Here is a 23,034-nt window from a genome sequence, read left to right as displayed (position 1 = left end):
AAAAGGGGTCGAGGAAATTCCATGAAGTCTTATTCCCACATGCCCGTCGCTCTCGCAAAGTGCATCAGTCGGGGCAGCGCGATGGCGCTGATCGGTGCATCCTTGACGCTTGCACTCGCCTTCCCCGTCATGGCCGCGGCCGACCCCGGCTTCCCGCGATGCGAGCCCGCCTCCGCGCAACCCGCCGGTCCCGGGAGCCAACTGACCGTCAACATGGCCGGTGCGCCGGCGGGCAGCGTCCAGACCCTTCGCTATGACTATCGGTCGGTCACGACTCTCGAAGCAGGGAGCGGCATCAGAATCGAGATTCCCATCGCCTATGCGGAAACGGAAACACTCCTGTTCAGTCCGCCCGAAACGGACGAACCCGAGGGTCTGGGATATGTCTGGGCGACGACTTCCACCGGCGCGACGGTGAAGGTCGCGGTCACCGGTGTATTGGGCGGCATCATCGAAGCGACACTGGCTTCACCGCTGCCTGCGGGCGAAACGCTGTCGGTCTTCTTTCGCGGAAAGGTTCGCAGCCTGGCGGGAAAGGTCGACGTGCGTTACGCCACCCGCAGCGGCAGCGGCAGCGACGGTGACTGGGAAGTCGCCTCCCGCTTCCCCTCCCTCACGATCGAACCCGCCCAGGCGGATTTCCTTGCGATCCACTTCCCCTCCGACGTGGTGTCAGGCGAGCCCTTCGACGCGGCCATCGTGGCGGTCGACCGGTTCGGAAACCGCGCTACCGGTTATACCGGCACCGTTCGCCTGAGCGCGACCGACAACGAGGCGGAGATCGGCGCGAGCGCCGAATTCACTGCCGAGGCGCGGGGCCGTGTCGTCATCCCGGTGACGTTCAACAGCGAAGGATTTCAGAAGATCGAGGCAGTGGCGCCGGACGACGCACTGCGGATCCGGTACAAATATGCCTGGGTCCATCGCGACAGGGTCTCGCGGCACCACCTCTTCGGCGACCTGCATTTCCACACCGGGTCGGGCGCCGACAATCAGGGCCTGTTCACGATCGACGAAGGTACGGATCTCAACACCACCGGAACGAACACCTTCAAGGAACTGAACCTGGCGGGCGATCATCGCGCCAATTTCACCAATGCGGTCGCCGCCTATTGCTATGCGCGCAACGTCAGCGGGCTCGATTTCGCGAGCACGTCGGAACACGCTTCCCGGCTGCTCACCGATCCCGTCTGGCAGCGCTCGCAGGACATTTCCGACCGCTTTTATCAGCCGGGCGTGTTCTCCACCTTTTACGGATTCGAATGGACGCCGGAACTCAATCACTATGTGGTGATGTACAAGGATCGCGCCGGCAAGCCGTTCGATCACATCCGCTATCCCGACTATCCGGCGCTCTACGCCGCGCTCAAGGCGCAGGGAACCGAGGTTCTCACCATACCGCATGTGTCGTGGCAGTTCCCGCACCACAATATCTGGCAGGACGATGTCGGCAACGAATACCGGCCGATCGGCGAGATCTACTCGCTGTGGAACAGCCGTCACCTCGTCCAGCCCGACGATCAGCCGCAGCTGTTCGAGCTCCCGGCCGACGGCGCCTGGTCCTATCAATATGCGTGGAAGAACGGATTTCGCATCGGCGTCATCGGCGCCTCCGACAACCATCTCGAAATGCCGGGCGTCAACAATGAGACGATAGACATCCGCCATTCCGGCGGGCTGGCGGCGGTCGTCGCCCCCGAAAATGACCGCGACGCGATCTGGAATGCGCTGGGCAGCCGCAACGCATATGCCACCACCGGCACGCAAATCTATCTCGACTTCTCCAGCGACGGTCATCCGATGGGCAGCGAATATGCAGCCGAGGGGAAGCCCAGCTTCACCGTCCGCGTCGCCGGAACGAACAAGCTTGCGCTGGTGGAAATCGTCCGGCTCCAGGACGGAGCGTATCAAACCGTCCACGCGGTGCGCCCAGACGGCGAGACCAGCGTCTTCACCTTCACCGACGAGACGTTCGAGGAAGATGCGATGTACTATCTCCGGGTTCGGCAAGTCGATGAATATCCCGGGCGCCTCTATTCCCATTCCACCGCGGACATGGCCTGGTCGAGCCCTATCTGGATCGCGGAGAAATAGGACGTTGCCCGCCGGCACCGGAAGGCTGTCGAACCCGGGAGGTATTGGCGTGGACCGGTGGGCCTTCCCGGGCTGCCGGTCCAATCGATCGACCGCGGCGATAACGCACCCCACGTAAACGCAAGCCCTGGCCCGCTCCGAACCTCGCGCAAGGGCTTGCAGTTCCAGTCGCTCCGCACGCCATCCGGGCAGCGCCGGCACCGGCATGCCGTTACGGAATCGGGTGCATCGGTTGTTCGTCCGATAAAATGGGGAACCAACCCCTGTTCTCAGCCATTTTCCCGGCATATTCCGGGAGGGTGTTTCAGGCGTTTCTCGCAGCATTCCTTCCGAGGAAAGGACGGACCATGCTCGAGACACTTCGCCGCAATCTCCTGTCGAAACCCATCTTCCAGTGGGCGCGCGGCAGCCTGCCCAGCCTGTCCGCAACCGAGCGCGAGGCGATGGAAGCCGGCGACACCTGGTGGGACGCGGACCTGTTTTCCGGCGCGCCCGATTGGGAAAAGATGCGCGACATGGCGCCCGCCTCGCTGACGCAGGAGGAGCAGGCATTTATCGACGGCCCGGTGGCGCAGCTGTGCGACATGCTCGACGACTGGCAGATTGCCGCGGTCGACATGGACCTTCCCGAAACGGTCTGGGATTTTCTCAAGAAAAACAAGTTCTTCGGGATGATCATTCCCAAGGATTATGGCGGTCTAGGCTTCAGCGCCTTCGCGCACAGCGAAGTGGTGAAGCGCATCTCGACGCGCTCGGTCACGGCTGCGGTGACAGTGATGGTCCCCAATTCGCTCGGCCCGGGCGAGCTGCTGCTGCAATTCGGCCGCGACGACCAGAAGGACCATTATCTCCCGCGCCTCGCCGACGGCCGCGAAATCCCCTGCTTCGCGCTGACCAGCGATGAGGCGGGATCGGACGCTTCTGCGATGGTCGACCACGGCGTCGTCTGCAAACAGACGATCGACGGCGAGGAAGTGCTCGGGATGAGCATCACCTTTTCCAAACGCTATATCACGCTGGCGCCGGTCGCGACGGTGCTCGGGCTGGCCTTCAAGCTCACCGATCCCGACCATCTGCTGTCGGACGAAGAGGATCGCGGCATTACCGTCGCGCTTGTCCCCACCGACACACCGGGCGTCGAGCATGGCCGCCGCCACTTGCCCTCGATGCAGGCATTTCAGAACGGCCCGGTATCGGGCAAGGACGTGTTCGTGCCGCTCGACGCGATCATCGGCGGGCAGGAGCAGATTGGTCAGGGCTGGAAGATGCTGATGGCGGCGCTCGCCGCCGGGCGCGGGATTTCGCTGCCCTCGCTCGCCACCGCCGCCGCCTGCGCCGCCGCGCGCACCACCGGCGCCTATGCGCGAGTGCGCGAACAGTTCGGCATCCCGATCGGCAAGTTCGAAGGCGTCAAGGAACGGCTCGGCCGCATCGCCGGCATCGCCTATGAGCTCGAAGCCGCGCGCCGCTTCACTTGCGCCGGGCTCGATCAGGGGCACCACCCCTCGATCGTCTCCGCCATCATGAAGGCGCACGCCACCTATCGCATGCGCCAGGCAGTCGACGACACGATGGACGTGCATGGCGGCAAGACCATCATCGACGGGCCGAAAAACTATTTCGGCAATGTCTATCGCTCGGTTCCCGTCGGCATCACCGTCGAGGGCGCCAATATCGTGACGCGCAGCCTGATCATCTTCGGCCAGGGCGCGATGCGCGACCATCCCTATCTCTTGAAGGAAGTCGTCGCGCTCGAGGAGCAGGGCAAGGACGCGCTGGTCGCGTTCGACGAAGTGCTGTGGAAACATGCCGGGCACATCATCAAGAATCTCGCGAGCAGCTTCGCGAGCGGCTGGACCGGCGGCGCCACCGGCGACGCGCCCGATGCCGGAAAGGTGAAGGGCTATTACAAGCAGCTTTCGCGCTATGCCTCGGCGCTCGCCACCTGCGCCGAAGTAGCGCTGATTTCGCTCGGCGGCACGCTCAAGCGCAAGGAAGCGATTTCGGCGCGCTATGGCGACATCCTCGCCGAGCTCTACTTGCTGAGTGCCGTCCTCAAACGCTGGGAAGATGACGGCCGGCTCGAAGAAGACCTGCCGCTGGTCGAATGGGCCTGCGAGACCGGCTTCCAGCGGATCGAGGACCGGTTCGACGCGATCTTCGTCAATTTCCCCGTGCCGATGCTCGACAAGGTGATGCGCGCCGTCACCCTGCCCTTCCGCAGCCATCCGCGCGGACCGAGCGACGATGTCATCTTCGCCTGCGCCGACACGATCCTGTCGAGCGGCGCGCAGCGCGACCGCATCGCCTGCGGCGTTCATGTCGGCCCCGGCCCGGTCGCCGATCTCGAACATGCGCTCGATCTGGTCGAGCGCACCCAGCGCCTGCGCGACAAGCGCAAGCATCAGGGCGAGGACGCGCTCAACGACGCCGAGCGAGAAGCATTGCAGGAAGCGGCGGAAGCGGTTGCAACCGTTGTCGCCGTCGACGATTTCGATTCCAACGACCTTCGCGGTCTCGTTGCACCTCAAGAGGAGCAGGTACCATCACCCGATCAGCCCGATCTGAAGCTCGTCCAGTCTATATAGTGGACGGCAACCGCACGCCTTTCATCAAGGCGCGCGGCAAACCCGGCCCGTTCAGCCCCGCCGACCTTGCCGTGCAATGCGGCAGGCCGCTGCTGATGCGCCAGCCCTTCGCGCCCGACGCGTTCGACGAAGTCATTCTCGGCTGCGCCAACCAGGTGGCGGGCGAAATGAACGTCGCGCGCGTCGCCGCGCTGCGCATGGGATGCGGCGATGAAATGCCCGCGCATACCGTCCACCGCAATTGCGGTTCGGGCATGCAGTCGCTCGACGAAGCCTATCGCTACATCGCACATGGCGACATGGAGCTGGTGCTCGCCGGCGGCACCGAAGCGCTGAGCCGCGCGCCGCTGATCCTTTCGGACGAAGCGACGGCATGGCTCGCCAAATTTCAGGGGGCCAAGACCGCGGGCGACCGCGCCAAGGCGTTGCGCAAGTTCAACCTTGCCTATCTCTCGCCCGAAATCGGGCTGAAACAGGGACTCACCGATCCGATCTCCGGGCTTGCAATGGGGCAGACCGCCGAAGAGGTGGCGCATCGGTTCGGCATCAGCCGCTGGCAGGCCGACGAATATGCGATGGAAAGCCATCGCCGCCTCGCCAGGGCACAGGAGGAAGGCTGGCTTGACAATGAAGTCGAGCCGATGTTCGCGCCCGACGGCACCGTTTACGACCATGACGACGGCGTGCGCCCCGACAACAACATGGAACAGCTCGGCAAGCTGAAGCCCGTGTTCGAGAAGTACGGCAACGTCACCGCCGGCAATTCGAGCCAGATCACCGACGGCGCCTGCTGGATAATCCTCGCATCGGAAGAGGCGGTCGAAAAGCACGGCCTAACGCCGCTGGCCAAGATCGTCGACAGCGACTGGGCTGCACTCGCGCCCGAAATCATGGGCCTCGGGCCGACGGTTTCCGCGACGCCGCTGCTCAAGCGCGGCGAATTGTCGCTCGGCGACATCGACGTCTGGGAACTCAACGAGGCATTCGCCGCGCAGGTGCTCGGCTGCCTTGCGGCATGGGAAGACCCCGGCTTCTGCCGTGACGTGCTCGGCCTCGACGGCGCGCTCGGCGCAGTCGATCGCGAGAAGCTCAACATCGACGGCGGCGCGGTCAGCCTCGGCCACCCCGTCGGCACCAGCGGCACGCGGATCGTGCTGCACCTCGTCAACGCACTGCGCCGCACCGGCGGCAAGCGTGGGATCGCCACCGAGTGTATCGGCGGCGGTCAGGGCGGAGCAATGCTGGTGGAGGCGCTGTAATGACAACTGCAATCGAATATCTCAGCCCGACGCCACTCACTGGCGTCGAAGGCAGCCGTGGCATCCACTGGATCAAGCATGAGGAAGGCGATCGGATCTGGCTGATCCTCGACAAGGGCGACACGTCGACCAACACGCTCGACGAACCGGTGCTGCGCGAACTCAACGACCTGCTAGACGAGGTTGAACAGGGCGACTGGAAGTCGGTGATCTTCCGCTCGGCCAAGCGTGGCGGGTTTGCCGCCGGTGCCGATCTCAATCAGTTTCGCGGCGTTTCAACGGTCGCCGAAGTGCGCGCCAAGATCGATGAGGCCAATGCCGTGATCGATCGTATCGCCGCGCTGAAGCAGACCACCGTCGCGGCGGTGCACGGGGCCTGTGTCGGCGGCGGGCTTGAACTCGCGCTTGCCTGCGATTTCATCGTCGCGCGCGACGACGCATCGCTCGGCTTTCCCGAAGTGCTGGTCGGCCTCCATCCGGGGCTCGGCGGCACGGCGCGGCTGACGCACCGGATCAACCCGGTCGAGGCGATGAAGCTGATGCTCACCGGCCGCAGCGTGCGTGCGGGCAAGGCGAAGAAGCTCGGCATCGTCGAAGCCGTCGTCCCCGAGCGCAACATGGCCAATGCGATCGAAGCCGCGCTGTCGGGCAAGCTCGAACGCAGCGGCGGCGGCGCAACGGCGACCGCGATGAACCTCTTCCCCGCGCGAAAAGCGATAGCGGCGCAGATGCGCGGCGAGACCGAGAAACAGGCGCCGAGCGAGCATTATGAATCGCCCTATGCGCTGATTTCGCTGTGGGAAAAACATGGCGGATCGATGGAGGAGATGCTCCAGGCCGAACGCGCCTCGTTCGCGCACCTCTTGCCGACCGACACCACGCAAAACCTCGTCCGCGTCTTCTTCCTACGCCAGCGGCTCCAGCAGAACGGCAAGGGAAGCTCGAACGTGCGCAACGTCCATGTCGTCGGCGCGGGTACGATGGGCGCCGAAATCGGCGCCTGGTGCGCGCTCAAGGGCATGAACGTGACGATTCAGGACCCGAGCCGCGAGGCGCTGGGCAAGGCCGTCGCTTCGGCGCACAAGCTGTTCGACCGCAAGCTGCGCGACCCCGAGCTGCTCCGCGCCAAGGATCGCTTCACCCCCGATCTGCACGGCAACGGCGTGCGCCACGCCGATCTGATCATCGAAGCCGCGCCCGAGCGCCCGGAACTCAAGGAGAAAATCTACGCGCAGATCGAGGAAAAGGCGAAGCCCGACGCGGTGATCGCCACCAACACGTCGAGCCTCGACCTCAACAAGCTGTTCAAGGGCGTGAAGAGGCCCGACCGCTTCGTCGGCATCCATTTCTTCAATCCCGTCTCGAAGCTCGATCTGGTCGAAGTCGTCCGCCACGACGGCAGCTCGACCGAGGCGTTCGAAACCGCGCAGCGCTTCGTGGGCGACATCGGCAAGCTGCCGCTGCCGGTGACGGCGTCGCCCGGCTTCCTCGTCAATCGCGCGCTGATGCCCTATCTCGGCGAAGCGCTGGTGATGGTCGACGAAGGCGTGCAATGCGAGCGGATCGACAAGGCGGCCGAGGAATTCGGCATGCCGATGGGGCCGATCGAACTCGCCGATCAGGTCGGGCTCGACATCTGCCTCGCGGTCGCCGAATCGCTGGCGCGCGATCTCGACCATCCGATGCCCGAAATCCCGCAATGGCTGCGCGACAAGGTCGAGCGCGGCGAGCTGGGCCGCAAGACCGGCAAGGGCGTGTACGACTATGGCTCGGACGGTAAGCCGAAGAAGGACAAGCTCAAGAAGCCCGCGACCGAGGAAATGCGCAAGCGCATGATCCTGCCGCTGCTCGATGCCGTCGCGTCGGCGATCGACGAAGGCGTGGTCGAGGATCGCGACAGCGCGGACGCTGCAATGATCTTCGGCACCGGCTTCGCACCCTTCCTCGGCGGACCGATCCACTATGCGCAGTCGCGCGGCTTCGAAGCCGTCGCGACGACGATGGAACGGCTCGAACGCGAAGTCGGCCCGCGCTACAAACCCAGTCCGTGGTGGCGCAAGGCCAAGGAATGACGCGCCGCTTCGCCGATGCCGATGCGCTGGCGGAGTGGATCGTCGCCACGCTCGGCGCCGAGATCCGCACCGGCCTGCCGCTCGGCATCGGCAAGGCGACGCATGTCGCCAACGCGCTGTTCGCGCGGGCAAAGGCCGATCCGGCGCTGCGGCTGGAAATCCTCACCGCGCTGACGCTCGAGCGGCCGCACGCATCGTCCGCCCTCGAAAAGGCGATGATGGACCCGTTCGTCGCGCGCCATTTCGCCGGCTATGTCGAACTCGATTATGCCCGGGCGCTGCGCGGCGGCGGCCTGCCCCCCAACGTCCATGTCTCCGAATTCTTCCTCAATTCGGGTGCATGGCTCTCCAATCCGACGGTCCAGCAAAGCTATAACAGCGTCAATTACACCGCCGTCGCGGCCGATGTGATCCTCGCCCGCCCGATCAATCTGCTCGCGCAGCTGATCGCCATCGACGAAAGCGGGCCGCAGCCGCGCTACAGCCTGTCGGGCAATCCCGACGTCACGCTCGACGTGCTGCCAGAACTCAAGGCGCGGCGCGATGCCGGCGAGCCATTCCTGTTCGTCGGCCAGGTCAATCGCGACTTGCCCTTCATGCCGGGCAGCGCCGAACTTCCCGCCGAGGCGTTCGACGCCATCCTCGACGATCCCTCGGTCGAGTTCTCCGTCTTCGCCGTCCCGCGCCGTCCGGTCACCACCGCCGACTATGTCGCCGGGCTGCACGCCGCAAGCCTCGTCAAAGATGGCGGTACGCTGCAGATCGGCATCGGGTCGCTGGGCGACGCGGTCACCTATGCGCTGATCCTGCGCCACAAGCATAATGCGCTGTTCCGCGAGCTGCTCGGCCGGATCACGTCCGAACCGCGCGAAACCGAACCGTTCGAACAGGGCCTTTATGCCGCGAGTGAGATGTTCGTCGACGGTTTCCTCGACCTCTATGACGCGGGCATCCTCAAGCGCCGCTCGGCAAGCGGCCATGTCCTCCACGCCGCCTTCTTCGCCGGATCGCGCGACTTTTATGACCGGCTGAAAGCCATGCCCGAAGCCCGGCGCGCCGATTTCGACATGACCGCCGTCTCCTTCACCAACGCGCTCTATGGCGACGAAGAGACCAAGCGCCGCGATCGCCCGCACGCCCGCTTCCTCAACAACACGATGAAGGCGGATGTGTTCGGCGCGGTTCAGTCCGACGTGCTCGACGACGGCCGCGTGGTGAGCGGCGTCGGGGGGCAGCATGATTTCGTCGAACAGGCGCTGGCGCTGCGCGACGCCAATTCGATCCTGATGCTCCATTCGCACCGCATCAAGGACGGCGAACCCGAATCCAACATCGTCTGGCAGCTCGATCGCACCACCATCCCGCGCCACATGCGCGACATCGTCATCACCGAATATGGCGTCGCGCGGCTGAAGGGCGCGAGCGACAGCGAATGCATCCGCCGCATGGCCGCAATCGCCGATGCGCGCTTCGTCAATGGGCTGCTCCAACAGGCCGGCGAGCAGAAGAAGGTGCGCTCGACCGCGCTTTCGGTAGCGCAAGGCAATCAGCGCGAAAGACTGGAGCGTCTGCTCGCGGGGCCGCGCGCCGATGGCTTCTTTCCCGCCTTCCCCTTCGGCAGCGATTTCACTGCGCCCGAACAGACCGCGCTGCGCGCGCTGACCTATCTGAAGCAATGCGGCGATTCCAAGCTCGCACTGGCGCGGACCGTTGCCGCCGGTCTCACAGCTTCCCCCGATGCCGACGAACAGGCGGCGCTGGACCGGCTCGATATCGGTAATAGCGCCGCCGACATACTCTATCGCCGGCTGCTGCTGGGCGCCTGGCGCGAAACGTCGAACAAAAGCGAAGGCTGACAGCCGGCGATGCTGCCCGAGAGGAGAGGAACATTCTCGGCAGGCCGAACATTCCTTGGGAAAGCCATCCGGTCGGCACCACCGACCGCGTCCCCCATCGAAAGGACTGCCCGATTCCATGCAACAGCTCGCCGACGCATTCTGGAATTTTCGAGGCAGCTTCAGGATCGCAAAGGTCATCGATATCGGGACGCAAATGTCGCTTGTGCGCCGGGCCAGCGGCCGGTTTCTGCTGATCGACAGCTATGGCGTTACCGGTACGGACCGCGAGCGGCTGCTTGCGCTAACCGACAACGGCGCCGCGATCGAGGCCATCCTGAACGTCCACCCGTTTCACACGCTGCATTGCGAGGCGGCGCATCAACTGGCGCCCAAGGCTCGACTGATCGGCACCAGGCGGCATCGCGAGCAGGCGCCCGACCTGCCCTGGGAAGACGGTGTGATCGAGGACACCGCAACGCAGGCGGAGTTTTCCGCGGACCTCGATTTCTCGGTGCCCGAAGGCGTCGATCTCGTCACCGATGATCCCGACGTCCATGCAGCATCGGTGCTGGTGCGCCATCGCGCGAGCGGCACCGTTCATGTCGACGACACGCTCAATGTGCTCGCCGCGCCAGGACCGCTGAAGAAGCTGCTCCCGCAATCGCGGCTCAAATTTCATCCGATGCTGCCCAAGGCGTTGCAGCAACGCGCCGGCGCGGCGGACGATTATGCCCGCTGGGCGCGCGATCTGGCGGAGAACTGGGCTGGAACGCGCATCGTTTGCGCGGCGCATTCGGCGGTGCGCCAGCTACCCAAGGGCGGCTGGCGCAGAGAAGTGCTGCACGCGCTGTCCGACGTCGAAAAGACACTCGGCAAACATCGCGAGGCGCATGGCTGAACCCTGCGCCCCACCCCCTGAATTTTCCCAAGGAGGTCCAGTAGCATGACCGACAAGCGTATCATGACCGTCAATCCGCTCACCGAAAAGGTGATCGAAACCTATGCCATCATGTCCGACCAGGAAGTCGATGCCACGGTTCGCAAGAGCCATGACGCGTTTCTCGACTGGCGGCTGCGCAGCTTGGAGGACCGCGCCAGGGTGATCGCCGCGATCGGCGACAAATTGCGCGAGAAGAAAGAGGATTTCGCGCAGCTGATGACGCAGGAAGTCGGCAAGCTGATTGGCGACAGCCGCGACGAAATCGATCTGTGCGCGGCGATCTGCGACTATACCGCCAAGGCGGGGCCGGTCGAGCTGGCCGATGACCAACGCGAGGTCGACGGCGCAACGGCGTTCGTCACCCATTCGCCGATCGGCGTCGTCTATGGCATCCAGCCGTGGAATTTCCCTGCTTATCAGGCGGTCCGTTATTCGATCGCCAGCCTGATGGCGGGCAATGGCGTGCTGCTGAAACATGCCGAAAGCTGCACCGGCAGCGGCATCTTCCTGCGCGACGTCTATGAAAGCGCGGGACTGCCCCAGGGGCTGTTCGGCGTGCTGCGCATTACCCATGACCAGTCGGACGAGGTGATCCAACACGAACTGGTGCGCGGCGTGACGATGACCGGCAGCGACAAGGCCGGGCGCCATATCGCCGCCAAAGCCGGCGAAGTGGTCAAGAAGACCGTACTCGAGCTGGGATCGAACGACGCCTATCTGGTGCTCGACGATGCCGATCTGGAGCTTGCGGTAAAGACATGTGTTGCCGGGCGGATTTACAATAACGGCGAGACCTGCGTGAACGCCAAGCGGTTCATTGTAACCGAGAAGAATTACGACGCGTTCGTAAAGGCTTATGCCGAACAGTTCGAAGCGATTGCGATCGGCGATCCGACCGAGGACGGTACGAAGCTCGGCCCGCTGGTGACGCGCGAACAGCGCGACAAGCTGCACAAGCAGGTGCAGGAAAGCGTCGAGAAGGGCGCGAAGCTGGTCGTTGGCGGGCAAGTGCCCGATCGCAAGGGCTGGTTCTATCCGGCCACCGTGCTCGCCGATGTCGCCCCCGGCCAAGCCGCCTATGACGACGAACTGTTCGGTCCCGCCGCGTCGATCATCAGGGCGAAGGACGACGACGATGCGATGCGCATCGCAAACGACAGCCGCTATGGCCTCGGCGGCGGCATCTTCAGCAAGGATGTCGAGAAGGCGAAGAAGCTCGCGGCGACCTTTTTCGATACCGGGATGGTGTTCATCAACAGCTTCGATGTGGCGACGCCCAACCTGCCCTTCGGCGGTGTGAAGAATTCGGGCTATGGCCGAGAACATGGTCCCGAAGGCCTCAAGGAATTCGTCAACATCAAGTCGATCAAGATCGCGGCCTGATCGCGATGGTGGAAACGCTTCGCTGCGATGTCGCGGTAATCGGCGGCGGTACTGCCGGCATTTCGGCTGAACGCGCGGCGCGCAAGAACGGCGCGTCGACGCTGATGATCGATCCTGAATTCAACGGCACGACCTGCGCCAATGTCGGCTGCATGCCCTCCAAGCTGCTGATTGCGGCGGCAAAGGAGGCGCATCGCATCGGCCAGGCCGGGCTGTTCGGGATCAAGGTCGGCGACATGCGGATCGACGGCCCGGCGGTGATGCGCCGGGTGCGTTCCGAACGCGACCGCTTCGCCCGGCTGACGCGTGACTCGATCGCCGAGCTGCCGGACGATGTCACGCTGCGCGCGCGGGCGCGTTTCGACGGGCCGAACCGCCTGCTGCTCGACGATGGTCGGGCCGTGGAGGCGAAGTCGATTGTCATCGCGACGGGATCGTCGCCTGCGCTGCCCGGGCCATTTGCCGAACTGGGCGACAGGGTGATCACCAGCGACGGCGTGTTCGAACTCGAAGAACTGCCCCGGCGACTGGCGGTGGTCGGCTCCGGCGCAATCGGACTCGAACTTGCCCAGGCGTTCGCGCGTCTCGGCGTCGATGTTGCGCTGTTCGACAAGGGAGAGCGGATGGCCAAAATCCGCTGCCCCAGGGTGCATGCGGCGCTGCGAACGATCATCGAAACCGACATGCCGGTGCACCTCGGAGTCGATGTCTCGCCGGAGGCGGACGAAAACGGCGTAGTCGTACGCTGGAGCGGGAGCCATAGCGGCGAGGCGCATTTCGATCTGCTTCTGGCCGCCCTCGGTCGTCCGCCGCAACTCGATGGATTGGACCTTGAAAAAGCGGACATCGAGCTGGATGAGAACGGTGTGCCATTGCACGATCGCGCAACGATGCGCTGCGGCGAAAGCGGAATCTTCATTGCCGGCGATGTCGCCTCCGATCTGCCGCTGCTTCACGAAGCGTCCCATGACGGCGCGATCGCGGGACGGAACGCCGCCGCCCTGCCCGCGCCGATCGAAACCGAGCGCCATGTTTCCTTCAGCATCGTCTTCACCGATCCGACCACCGCGAGCATCGGCGAATCCGAAGCCGATGGCGCCGTCACAGGCCACGCCGATTTTTCCGATCAGGGCCGCGCACGAGTCGAGGGGCGTAATCGCGGTACGCTCACACTATACGCCGCGGCGCCGGACGGACGACTGATCGGCGCCGATCTGGTGGCGCCGGCGGGGGAACATCTGGCGCATATGCTCGCCTGGGCGATCCAGAGCGGCAAGACCGCGAGCGACCTTCTGGAGCTTCCCTTCTATCATCCGACAATCGAGGAGGGGCTGAAGCAGGCATTGCGCACCATTTGCGCGGCCACACCCATCACCCTGCCGCAGGATCAGGATACCGGCACACCGCCAGGCGCCTGACAGAAGGGGCGCGCTCCGAACCTGCCACGAACAGACGCCTCGCCTCCCGGTGGGAAACGAGGCGTTGTTGCGTCTGTGGAAGCAGACCGAGCCTGACCGTCCGGGAGCATTACTCCCGCACCCCTCAGTCCCGGAAGCGGTGCGAAAACTTCAGACCGAAAAATTGCGGCTGCACCGGGTAGATTCGGTAATAGCTGCCGCAATAGGCTGGCGCGCACGCCGTGTTTCGGCTCAGCTGTCCCCGTTCGTCGAACGCGTTCTGTATGAAGGCTTCGATCGACATGTCTCCGAAATGGATCCCGGCCGCGAAATCGACAGTCGTGAAGCCGTCAGTATAGCCGATCACCGCCACCTCGTCGTCTAGGAGGAAGGACCGCGTACCCCCCTGATGCTGAACCCCGGCCTGCACGAATGCGCCGGTATCACCGCCCAGCATGAAATCGTAGCGCGCGGTGCCGTTCACCTTGAATTTGGGTTGCACCGGCAGACGCGTACCTTCGGGCGTACAGTAGATCGCGCCGGTCCAGTCTTCCTGGCAGAAGGGCGTGGTGATGTGCGCGTCGACATAGCTGCCGGCCGCGGAAAGCGAGAGGCCGCCCGAACGGAACAGCAGGTCCATCTCGACACCCTTTGACTCCGCTCCGCCGACATTGGCGATGCTGGTGACGCCGTTGTCGCCCGGTCGCGCCAGCGCGAACTGCATGTCGGTCCAGTCCTGATAGAAGACCGCGCCGTTCCAGCGGAACATACCGTCCAGCCAGCTGGTCTTCCACCCGATTTCATAGTTGCTCAGCTTGTCCGCAGCATAGGCGCCATAGGCAGGGTCGCGATTGATGCCGCCCGGTCGATAGCCGGTCGAATAGGTCGCATAGACCATGCGGTCGGGATCGACGTCCCAGGACAGGCTAACCTTGTGCGTCTCACCCGATTCATCGACCTTCTTGGGCATCGCCGCGGCGGCCCCTTCGGGATAGACGTTGACGCAGGGAATGTCCGGGTCGTCGGTCGGCAAACAATCCGAATAGGTACTATATTCAAAGCCGGAAAAGCCGATCAGCGTGTTGTGGGCCATGAATCCACGAATGCCCGCGGTCAGCGTCAGTGCCGGTGTGATGTCATATTCGACTTCGGTGAACATGGCATAGTCATTGTCGGCGCGATCGAGCCGCTTGAGATACACGACGTCATCGAAGATGGGATTGAACCATACCGAGGTTACCGGGGAAGTGCTGAGCCCCGGTATGAAATATTGCGCGTCGATATCGTTGGTCTGGCGCTGATAGAACAGCCCGGCCGTCATCCGAAGCGAAGCATGTGACGGCGAGATGAACCGCAGTTCATGCGTGTGCTTGGTGAAGTTATAATTGTAATATTGACGCTGCGTCGGATCCAGATAGCCACCCGAGGGATCCGGGAAATAGGTCGCGTAATATCCATAGGTGTCGTAAGCGACCGTGTAATAGGAATAGTCGATTTCGTTTTCAGTCTCGCGCTCGAAATATCCGGCTGAATATACGACGTCCCAGTTTCCGATCTTTCCTTCGATCGTCAGCGCGGCCTGCCACCATTCGTCCGTGTTATATTCCGGTACGAAATCGTGGACTTCCAGATCGCCCAGCGTGGGATCGTAGAGAAACGAGCCGTTGGTCTGCTGGTTCTGGTACATGAACATCGGCGTCGCGGTCCAATCCTCGTCCAGATCGACCTTCAGCGCCGCGCGCCCGCCATAGGTTTCGACATCGTTGAAATCGTCTTCGACATACTCACTGTTGTCGACGGTCAGATTGGTCGACGGATCGAAATCGTCAAGCGTGTAGGTTCGCTCGGCATAGGTATTGTCGATATACCCGCCTTCCTTGCTGTACCAGCCGACCAGGCGGATCGCCGCGTTCGACGCCAGCGGCAGGTTGAGGAAACCCTCGACCTGGCCACCGAAATCACCGGCGCCATATTTGTTGACCTGCAGATCATATCCGCCCTCGAACCGCGAAGGATCGGGCTTGTTGGTGATGATGCGCAGCGTCCCCGAAAGCGAGCTCGCGCCGAACAGCGTACCCTGCGGACCCGACAGCGCCTCGACCCGTGCGACGTCATAGATGTGCAGATCGACCAGCGATGCAATCGTCGTCACCGGCACATCGTCGAGATAGACGCCGGTGGCCGGCAGCGAGCCTGCGTCGAGCCCGTCGCCGCCGCTGGTGATGCCGCGAAATGAAAGCTGCGTCTGGCCCGGCCCGAAGGACTGGAAGCTGACGCTCGGAAGCAGCCGGGCGTAGTCGTCGAACGAGGCGACCGACTGCTGCTCAAGCTCCTCTTCACCGAGCACCTGAAGACTGATCGGAACGTCCTGAAGATCCTCGTCGCGCCGCGTCGCGCTGACGATGATGACGTCGCTCTCCACGGTCTGTTCGCCGACGACCTGCGCGGCGGCGGGAGCGATCCCGCCCAGCATCGAGGAGGCGAGTAGCGCGGTGGCGAAAGTGCGGCCCGGTCGGCTTCGCAGAGTGTGGTTCCGGTTCACGTTACCCCCCTTCAATCTGCTGCGCGGCGAATTGCCATCTGCTGCGACTCAGGAGGTTCGCGACTCATTGGACAGTTGTCAAGTCACTCTGCTGCATTGCAGCATGAGCGTTATGTTTCAATGGGATAATCGTCGACCAACCTGCCAAGCTCGGCCTTCAACGGGCCCATCCAGGCGTCGAAATGCCGCCACTGATCGACGCCCTGTCGATTGATCGGACGCCGCACCTGTTCCGAGCTGGCGGTGCGAACCGCGCGATCGGTTTCGTGGAAACGCAGGCAGGCAGAATCGAACGGCAGATCGAGCGCGGCGAGCAGCGATCGTATCTCCGATTCGGGATCGGCGATCAGGGCTTCGTGGAAGACGCGATGCACGGCCCCGGGGGCGACCGTATCGAAATGCGCCATCAACCGAACATAGTCCGCGTAATAGCGGCCCATATGCGCAAGGTCATAGGCGAAGGCCTGGCCGCGCGCGAAATGCTGCTTGAAGTTGGAAAAGCAGCAATCGAGCGGATTCCGACGCGTGTCGACGATCTTCGCCTTGGGCAGGATCAGCTGGATGAAACCGGCATGAAGCCAGTTGTTCGGCATCTTGTCGATGAAGAACGGGCGGTCGGTATGCCGCTGGATGCGCGTCCGCTCGATATATTCGGCGCCGAGTTCGGCAAGCTGCCCGGGCGTCAGCGTGGCCAGGTTCTCGGGATAGGCATCGCCCTGCCCGCCCAGTCGCGCCGCCATCATCTGGATGTCGGCAAGCTCGTGCGTGCCTTCGACCAAAGGGTGGCTGGCGAGGATCTGCTCGACCAGCGTCGAACCCGAACGCGGCATGCCGAGCACGAAGATCGGATCGGGCGCGGGATGCCCCTGTCCCGCATGCTCGACGAAGAAGTCCTGCGTGAAGCGCGATATCGTCCGATCGACCCTGTTTCGCGTCGCTTCCGGGTCATAGGGTGTGGCGGCGAGGCGCAGCCGGTTGCCCTCGGCATAATGGCCGAACGCCGCTTCATATTCGGCGGCGTCCTCCAGCGCCTTGCCCAGCGCGAAATGCAGGTGCCAACGATCCTCGTCGCGCAGCTTCGCCGTATCGAGCGCATCGCGCATCGCGGCGACATCCGCCTCGTCCAGCCGAACGGTCTTCAGATTGGCGAGGCTCCACCAGGCTTCGCCGAACCCCGGCTCCTGCGCGATGCAGCGGCGATAGGCCGCGATGCTTTCGGCCTGCTGCCCGGCTGTCTTCAGTGCATGGCCATAGCTCAGCCACACCTTGGTGAGTCCCGGCTGGCGGTCGAGCGCCTTGCGGAAATGAACCAGCGCCTGATCGACTTCGCCGATGCGCGTCAGCGCGGCGGCGAGAAGGTTGCGGTAGCCCGGGTTTTCGGGATCGCTTTCCAGCAAGGCTTCCAGCTGCTCGACCGCTTCGGGTATCCTGCCGCGGCGATATTGCAGCGTCGCCATGTTGAACCGCGCCGGTGCAAAGCCCGGAGCCAGCTCGATCGCCCGCGACAACAGCGATTCCGCGTCGCGATACCGCCCGATCCGCCCCGCCAGCTCGGCGAGCATGCGGATCGCCGCGACATCGGTCGGCCGCTGCTTGAGCCAGGGTTTCAGGATACGTTCCGCGGTGCTCAGGTCGTTCGCGCACAATGCCGTCGCTGCCCGACGCAGCTCGGGCTCGTGCACCGACGCGCGGATCGCCTGGGATTGGGCCGCATCGGCGCGCTTCTCGTCCCCGGCGACGAGATATTGATCGGCCAGCGCGCGCCATGCCGCCGCGTCGTCCGGCAAGCGCCTGGTCGCCTGGAGCAGCGCGTCGATGGCATCGTCTGTCGCGCCGCTCGCCGCTAACGCCCTGCCCTTCAGCACCAGTGCCTCGCCATTGTCGGGATGGGCTTCCAATATCGCCTCGGCCTGTGCCCGCGCCAACTCCGGCTCGGCGCGCAACAGGCGTTCCGCATGTGCCAGCGCGGTTTCTATCGTCCCGGTGGGTGCGGCAGCGGCTTTGGCCAAACTCAATCCTTTCCGACAACCTTCAGCGTTGCGCATTTCGGACGGGCAGACAATATCATTCCAGAAGCGTCGCCCGGTGGCGCAGCCACTCCCAGAACCAGGCCCCGTAGAAGCGCTCGACAGCGATATGCACCTGCGGCACCGGATCGCGCCGCCAGAACAGGCTCGCGCGCAGCCCGCCCACACGCGCCGTACAGCCGCCCTGCGCCGCCCCGGCAAGCGGATCGATATCGAGCAGCAGGAGCGCGTCCGGCCCGCTCACCGAAAACAGCGCATGGCCCGACCGGACATCGACCGCTTCGACCGCCGGCGCGGGGAAGCCGGCGGCTTCGAACAGCATCCATTCACCGGGCTGCGTGGGAACGGCCCCCGCAACGGACTCACCGATCCGCCAGATGGCGCCGGGGCACGGTGCGATTTCGAACCCTGCCGCCGTGATGGCGGAAACCCCGCCGAGCGGCGGTGCGCGCAGCAGCTCAGCCATGCATGCGTTCTCCCTGCGGATCATAGGCGCAGGGCGGCGTAACCCGTGCCGCCCATTCGCGACCTTCCGACCAGATCGTCACTTGTTCGCCGACCCGTGCCTTTCCGTTGTGGAGCAGCGACAGCGCGATCGGATGACCCAGCGTGGGGCTGAACCCGCTGCTGGTAACGATCCCCTGGCTCGGATGGGCTTCGCCGCCGATGACATGCGCGCCCGCAGGCAGCGTTTGCTGCGGATCGAGCGCGACCAGCCCGACCAGCTGCCCGCGCGCGCCGTCGCGCACGGCTTCATGCTCCAGCGTCCGCCGGCCGATGAAGTCGCCCTTTTTGCGGGCAATCGCCTTGCCGAAGCCGATATCGGACGGCCGGGTTTCGCTGTCGGTATCCTGCCCGATATAGAAAAACCCCTTTTCGAGCCGCAGCAGATCGAGCGCTTCGAGCCCGAAGGCAATTATCCCCTCCGCTTCCCCGCATTGCATCAGCCAGTCGGCAAGGCTCGCGGCATAATCGGCCGCGATCGCGATTTCATAGCTCAGCTCGCCGGTGAAGCTGACGCGCTGCACGCGTACCGGCTGACCCGCCATCGTGCCGCAGCGTATCGCCATGTGCGGGAAGGCCTCTCGCGAGAAATCAATGTTGCAGTCCGCGCGCATGAGCACATCGCGCGCGCGGGGCCCGGCAAGCGTTATCACTGCCCAATGCGCAGTCACGTCGCGGATGGTGAGATCAAGCGGCCACTGGCATTGGTGCCAGCGAGTCAGCCAGCGGAGCATCGCCTCGGCATGCGCACTGCTCGCAGTGAGCAGCCAGCTATCCTCGTCCATCCGGGCGACGACGCCATCGTCGAACAGCACGCCAAGCTCATCGGTCATTAGATTGAAGCGCGCCTTGCCCACGCGCATGGTGCTCGGGCTGCCGATCGAAAGCCGGTCGAGAAAGGCGCCGGCTTGCGGGCCTGTCAGCTCGAACTTTCCGAAAGACGAGCCGTCGGTCAGACCGACGCCATTGCGGACCGCCAGCGCTTCCCGTCGCGCCGCCGCGTCACGATCCTCCGCGCCGATGGGGTAATGCGACGGACGCAGCCAGCCATGATCCTCGAACACCGCCCCGCGCGCGATGTGCCAGTCATGCGCGGGCAACTGCTTGAACGGCGCGAAACGCGGGCCCAGTCCATGCCCCGCCGCCATCGCACCGAGCGCGACCGGCGCGAAGGGCGGGCGGAATTTGGTGGTGCCTACCGCTCCCGGCGCCGTGCCTTGCAGGCGCGCGAGCGTCGCGACACCGTTCAACGCGCTTAGTCGCCCCTGATCGACGCCCATGCCCCAGACCGTGTAGCGTTTGACATGCTCGACCGAGCGATAATTCTCCTGCACCGCCAATCGCAGGTCGTCGGTAGTCACATCGGTCTGGAAGTCGACAAAGGCCTTGCCCTTTCCGATCGGCAGATCGATCGGCGCCAGCGGCGGATCGGCGGACAGGGGCGGCTGGATGCCTTCGCCAGTGGCGGCCCAGCGGCCCGCGGCCTCCCCGTCTGCGATGCATTCCAGTGGATCGGCCAGCCCCCGGGCGCTGCCGCAGCTGCGCTCGGCCTGCTGCGACCGGGCGGGCACGAACGTGTCGATGGCAGGATCATGTTTCAGCCCGCCGCCCGACTGCGTGAACAGCTGCACCACAGGCGTCCAGCCGCCGCTCATTGCCAGACAGTCGCACGCGATCGTCCGTTCGTGCCCGCCGGTTCGCGACCGCAGGCGGACACCGCGCAATCGCTTCCCGCCAACAGTGCCCAGCAACTGTTGATCGGCAACCCATTCGATGCCGAGCGATGCGGCAGACTCGGCATGGGCCGAAGCGGCGCCATGCAGATCGACGATCGCCGTGACGGGTGCGCCCGCGCGCGCCGTAGCCAGCGCCGCCACGGCTCCCCGCGCGTCCCGAACCGCGAAAGCGATGGAACGCCCTGCCGCGACGCCATGATCGGTTGCGTAGCTGCGCACCGAATCCGCCAGCATCACGCCGGGCAGGTCATTACCGGGAAAGACCAGCGGCCGCTCGAACGCGCCGCAGGCGAGCACGACGCGACCGGCGCGTATCTTCCAGACACGCTGACGTACCGGCATGCCATCGCTATCTTCGAGCGCGGTCAGAAAATTATGGTCGTAAAAGCCGAGCGCGGTCGTGCGCGGCAGGATACGCGCGTTCAACGCCGCCAGCGCGGCGCGCTGATCCGCAATCCATGTTCCCAGACTGTTGCCGTCCGGCGCGGGCGCATCGCGGTCGCCGACTCCGCCAGGCTCCGCTGCCGCTTCCAGCAACAGCACCGACGCACCGGTCTCCGCCGCCGCGCGTGCGGCAGCCAATCCCGATACGCCGCCACCCACGACCAGAACATCGCATGCGGCGCGGCGACTGTCATATCGATCCGGGTCGGCAACGGCAGGCGCCTTACCCAGACCGGCGGCACGGCGGATGAAGGGTTCGAAAAGCGCCCAGCTCGGCCAGACGAAGCTCTTGTAGTAAAACCCCGCCGACAGGAAACGCGAGAAGCGGTCGTTGATCGCGCCGAAATCGAAATCGACCGAGGGCCAACAATTGATGCTGCGCGCTTCCAGCCCTTCTTCGAGCGGGATTTGCGTCGCCGGAATATTGGGCGTGCTGCGATCGCCGCTACCGATCTGCACCAGCGCATTGGTTTCGGCAAAGCCGCTGCCAATAATCCCGCGCGGTCGGTGATATTTGAAACTGCGCCCCACCAGCGTAACGCCGTTGGCGATCAGCGCGGCGGCCAGCGTGTCGCCCTCGCGCCCCGTGAGCGCCCTTCCATTGAAGCGAAAGCGTACCGGGCGCGCGCTGTTCCGCGGATGTCCGGCGATCCGATAGCCGCTCATGCTTCGCCCTGCCCCGGCGTCGGCGCACGCGTTTCCAGAACGGCGTGAGTCATCGTGTCGCGCACCGCGACGAACCATTGCCGGCACCCGTCGTGATGAAACCAGTATTCGGTCAGCGGCCCACGCGGATTGTCCTCGGTGAACAGATATTCGGTCCAGCCGCTGTCAGTATGGCGATGCGGCTCGGCGGGGCGACTGCCATCGCCTTCGCCGCCGTTCAGAAATTCGGCTTCGTCGCGCGCGCCGCACCAAGGGCATTCGATCCGCAGCATTCCCTTTCCCCCCTAATGCGCGATGCCGGCAGCGGCGGCTTCGTCGACCAGCGCCAATTCGCGAAAGCGATCGAGCGAGAACGGTACCGTCAGCGGATGCGGATCGCCGGTCGCGATCGTGTGCGCGAAGGTTTCCCCGCCGGCGGGGATCGCCTTGAACCCGCCGCCGCCCCAGCCGCAATTGAGAAAGACGCCCGGCACCGGGCTGCGTCCCAGCACCGGTGAGCTGTCCTGCGCATAGTCCACGATCCCCGCCCATTGCCGAAGCAGGCGGATGCGGCTGAACGACGGGATGAATTCGACCAGCCCCGCAATGACTTCTTCCGCGGTCGGGATATTCCCGCGCTGGGCGTAGGAGGCGTAGGGATCGGCATTGCCGCCGAAGACCAGCCCCCCCTTGTCCGACTGGCTGACATAGATGCCGAGCAGCGACGAAGAGACGATCGTATCGAGCACCGGTTTCAGCGGCTCGGTGACGAATGCCTGCAACGCATAGCTGCGCAGCGGCAGGCGAAAGCCCGCCATCTCGGCAAGCACGCTGGAATGCCCCGCCACCGCCAGCCCCAACCGTGTCGTCGCGATCCGTCCACGGCTGGTGTCGACTCCGCTGACGGCCCCCGTCATGGGATCGCGCAGGATGCCGGTGACTTCGCAATTCTGGATGATGTCGACGCCGAGTCGATCCGCCGCGCGCGCATAGCCCCAGACGACGGCATCATGGCGCACGGTGCCGGCGCGCTTCTGCCGCATCCCGCCAAGGATCGGATAGCGCGCATCGGGCGCGAAGTTGAGATAGGGGTAGTCGCGGCGGATCTCGGCCAGTGGCACGGTTTCCAGGTCGACGCCGTTCAGCCGCATTCCATTGACCAGCCGCCGCTGGAAATCCAGCTCGCCCCGGCTGTGCGCGGTCGTCATCATGCCCCTCTGCGAGAACATGATGTTGAAGTTGAGCTCGCGCGACAGCCCTTCGTAAAGCGTCACCGAATGGTCGAACAGCGCGGCGCTTTCGGGATAATAATAGTCCGACCGGACGATGGTCGTGTTGCGCCCGGTATTGCCGCCGCCGATCCAGCCCTTTTCGAGAACCGCGATTTTGCGCATCCCGTGCCGGCTGGCAAGATAATAGGCAGTGGCGAGCCCATGTCCGCCGCCGCCGACGATCACCGCGTCATATGCGGGTTTCGGCTCGGGCGAGCGCCATGCCGGTTTCCACCCGCGATTTCCGGTAAGACCGCCGCGCAGCAGCGCGAGCGCCGAATAGCGATCGCGCAT

Annotated in this window: 14 protein-coding genes; 8 read left to right on the top strand and 6 right to left on the bottom strand. The window is 64.5% G+C overall.

Going from position 1 to position 23,034, the window contains the following annotated elements; translation table 11 throughout:
- Window positions 1-129 precede the first annotated feature (129 nt).
- The 8 genes from G5C33_RS10600 to G5C33_RS10565 all read left to right on the top strand — a co-directional run bounded on the left by G5C33_RS10600 (window position 130) and on the right by G5C33_RS10565 (window position 13,592).
- Entirely contained in the window at window positions 130-2,094 is a 1,965-nt protein-coding gene (locus tag G5C33_RS10600) for a DUF3604 domain-containing protein (protein ID WP_165327185.1), read from the top strand.
- Between the two features lie 347 nt (window positions 2,095-2,441).
- Window positions 2,442-4,682 carry an acyl-CoA dehydrogenase gene (locus G5C33_RS10595; protein WP_165327184.1) on the top strand — a complete coding sequence of 747 codons (2,241 nt, stop codon included), beginning with the start codon at window positions 2,442-2,444 and terminating at the stop codon, window positions 4,680-4,682.
- The gene (locus G5C33_RS10590) at window positions 4,682-5,941 is read left to right on the top strand and encodes an acetyl-CoA C-acetyltransferase (protein ID WP_266095899.1); all 1,260 of its coding nucleotides are present in this window, start codon (window positions 4,682-4,684) and stop codon (window positions 5,939-5,941) included. The genes G5C33_RS10595 and G5C33_RS10590 overlap by 1 nt, the downstream gene beginning before the upstream one ends.
- Window positions 5,941-8,013: a 3-hydroxyacyl-CoA dehydrogenase NAD-binding domain-containing protein gene (locus tag G5C33_RS10585; RefSeq protein WP_165327182.1), complete on the top strand. Its 2,073-nt coding sequence runs from the start codon at window positions 5,941-5,943 to the stop codon at window positions 8,011-8,013. The genes G5C33_RS10590 and G5C33_RS10585 overlap by 1 nt, the downstream gene beginning before the upstream one ends.
- Window positions 8,010-9,869: an acetyl-CoA hydrolase/transferase C-terminal domain-containing protein gene (locus G5C33_RS10580; protein WP_165327181.1), complete on the top strand. Its 1,860-nt coding sequence runs from the start codon at window positions 8,010-8,012 to the stop codon at window positions 9,867-9,869. The genes G5C33_RS10585 and G5C33_RS10580 overlap by 4 nt, the downstream gene beginning before the upstream one ends.
- Before the next feature lie 196 nt (window positions 9,870-10,065).
- Window positions 10,066-10,749, top strand: a complete 684-nt coding sequence (locus G5C33_RS10575) for a hypothetical protein (RefSeq protein ID WP_228275028.1) — start codon at window positions 10,066-10,068, stop codon at window positions 10,747-10,749.
- 45 nt (window positions 10,750-10,794) lie between these two features.
- Window positions 10,795-12,174, top strand: a complete 1,380-nt coding sequence (locus G5C33_RS10570) for an NAD-dependent succinate-semialdehyde dehydrogenase (protein ID WP_165327179.1) — start codon at window positions 10,795-10,797, stop codon at window positions 12,172-12,174.
- Between the two features lie 5 nt (window positions 12,175-12,179).
- A complete protein-coding gene (locus G5C33_RS10565) occupies window positions 12,180-13,592 on the top strand; it encodes a dihydrolipoyl dehydrogenase (protein ID WP_165327178.1) in 1,413 nt (470 codons plus the stop codon).
- Between the two features lie 124 nt (window positions 13,593-13,716).
- Here G5C33_RS10565 and G5C33_RS10560 read toward each other — a convergent pair whose 3' ends face one another.
- The 6 genes from G5C33_RS10560 to G5C33_RS10535 form a co-directional block, all read right to left on the bottom strand.
- Window positions 13,717-16,113, bottom strand: a complete 2,397-nt coding sequence (locus G5C33_RS10560) for a TonB-dependent receptor (RefSeq protein ID WP_228275027.1) — start codon at window positions 16,111-16,113, stop codon at window positions 13,717-13,719.
- A gap of 110 nt (window positions 16,114-16,223) precedes the next feature.
- On the bottom strand, window positions 16,224-18,158 hold the full coding sequence (locus G5C33_RS10555; RefSeq protein WP_165327177.1) for a tetratricopeptide repeat-containing sulfotransferase family protein: 1,935 nt from the start codon (window positions 18,156-18,158) through the stop codon (window positions 16,224-16,226).
- Window positions 18,159-18,177: 19 nt separating this feature from the next.
- Window positions 18,178-18,606: a hypothetical protein gene (locus tag G5C33_RS10550; protein ID WP_165327176.1), complete on the bottom strand. Its 429-nt coding sequence runs from the start codon at window positions 18,604-18,606 to the stop codon at window positions 18,178-18,180.
- On the bottom strand, window positions 18,599-21,490 hold the full coding sequence (locus tag G5C33_RS10545; protein ID WP_165327175.1) for a 2Fe-2S iron-sulfur cluster-binding protein: 2,892 nt from the start codon (window positions 21,488-21,490) through the stop codon (window positions 18,599-18,601). The genes G5C33_RS10550 and G5C33_RS10545 overlap by 8 nt, the downstream gene beginning before the upstream one ends.
- On the bottom strand, window positions 21,487-21,762 hold the full coding sequence (locus G5C33_RS10540; RefSeq protein WP_165327174.1) for a sarcosine oxidase subunit delta: 276 nt from the start codon (window positions 21,760-21,762) through the stop codon (window positions 21,487-21,489). The genes G5C33_RS10545 and G5C33_RS10540 overlap by 4 nt, the downstream gene beginning before the upstream one ends.
- Before the next feature lie 12 nt (window positions 21,763-21,774).
- Window positions 21,775-23,034, bottom strand: coding sequence for a sarcosine oxidase subunit beta family protein (locus tag G5C33_RS10535; protein WP_165327173.1), 1,260 nt, complete (start codon window positions 23,032-23,034; stop codon window positions 21,775-21,777).

The organism is Sphingosinithalassobacter tenebrarum (assembly GCF_011057975.1).
Taxonomy (GTDB): domain Bacteria; phylum Pseudomonadota; class Alphaproteobacteria; order Sphingomonadales; family Sphingomonadaceae; genus Sphingomonas; species Sphingomonas tenebrarum.
Note: the sequence above shows the minus strand (reverse complement) of the source record. Positions and strands in the feature narration are given on the sequence as shown.

Bases quoted from the DNA above. Each gene is read 5' to 3' on its own strand.
- G5C33_RS10600 (WP_165327185.1), top strand. From the start codon at position 130: ATGGCCGCGGCCGACCCCGGCTTCCCGCGATGCGAGCCCGCCTCCGCG.
- G5C33_RS10595 (WP_165327184.1), top strand. From the start codon at position 2,442: ATGCTCGAGACACTTCGCCGCAATCTCCTGTCGAAACCCATCTTCCAG.
- G5C33_RS10585 (WP_165327182.1), top strand. From the start codon at position 5,941: ATGACAACTGCAATCGAATATCTCAGCCCGACGCCACTCACTGGCGTC.
- G5C33_RS10580 (WP_165327181.1), top strand. From the start codon at position 8,010: ATGACGCGCCGCTTCGCCGATGCCGATGCGCTGGCGGAGTGGATCGTC.
- G5C33_RS10575 (WP_228275028.1), top strand. From the start codon at position 10,066: ATGTCGCTTGTGCGCCGGGCCAGCGGCCGGTTTCTGCTGATCGACAGC.
- G5C33_RS10570 (WP_165327179.1), top strand. From the start codon at position 10,795: ATGACCGACAAGCGTATCATGACCGTCAATCCGCTCACCGAAAAGGTG.
- G5C33_RS10565 (WP_165327178.1), top strand. From the start codon at position 12,180: ATGGTGGAAACGCTTCGCTGCGATGTCGCGGTAATCGGCGGCGGTACT.
- G5C33_RS10555 (WP_165327177.1), bottom strand. From the start codon at position 18,158: ATGCGCAACGCTGAAGGTTGTCGGAAAGGATTGAGTTTGGCCAAAGCC.
- G5C33_RS10550 (WP_165327176.1), bottom strand. From the start codon at position 18,606: ATGGCTGAGCTGCTGCGCGCACCGCCGCTCGGCGGGGTTTCCGCCATC.
- G5C33_RS10545 (WP_165327175.1), bottom strand. From the start codon at position 21,490: ATGAGCGGCTATCGGATCGCCGGACATCCGCGGAACAGCGCGCGCCCG.
- G5C33_RS10540 (WP_165327174.1), bottom strand. From the start codon at position 21,762: ATGCTGCGGATCGAATGCCCTTGGTGCGGCGCGCGCGACGAAGCCGAA.
- G5C33_RS10535 (WP_165327173.1), bottom strand. From the start codon at position 23,034: ATGCGCGATCGCTATTCGGCGCTCGCGCTGCTGCGCGGCGGTCTTACC.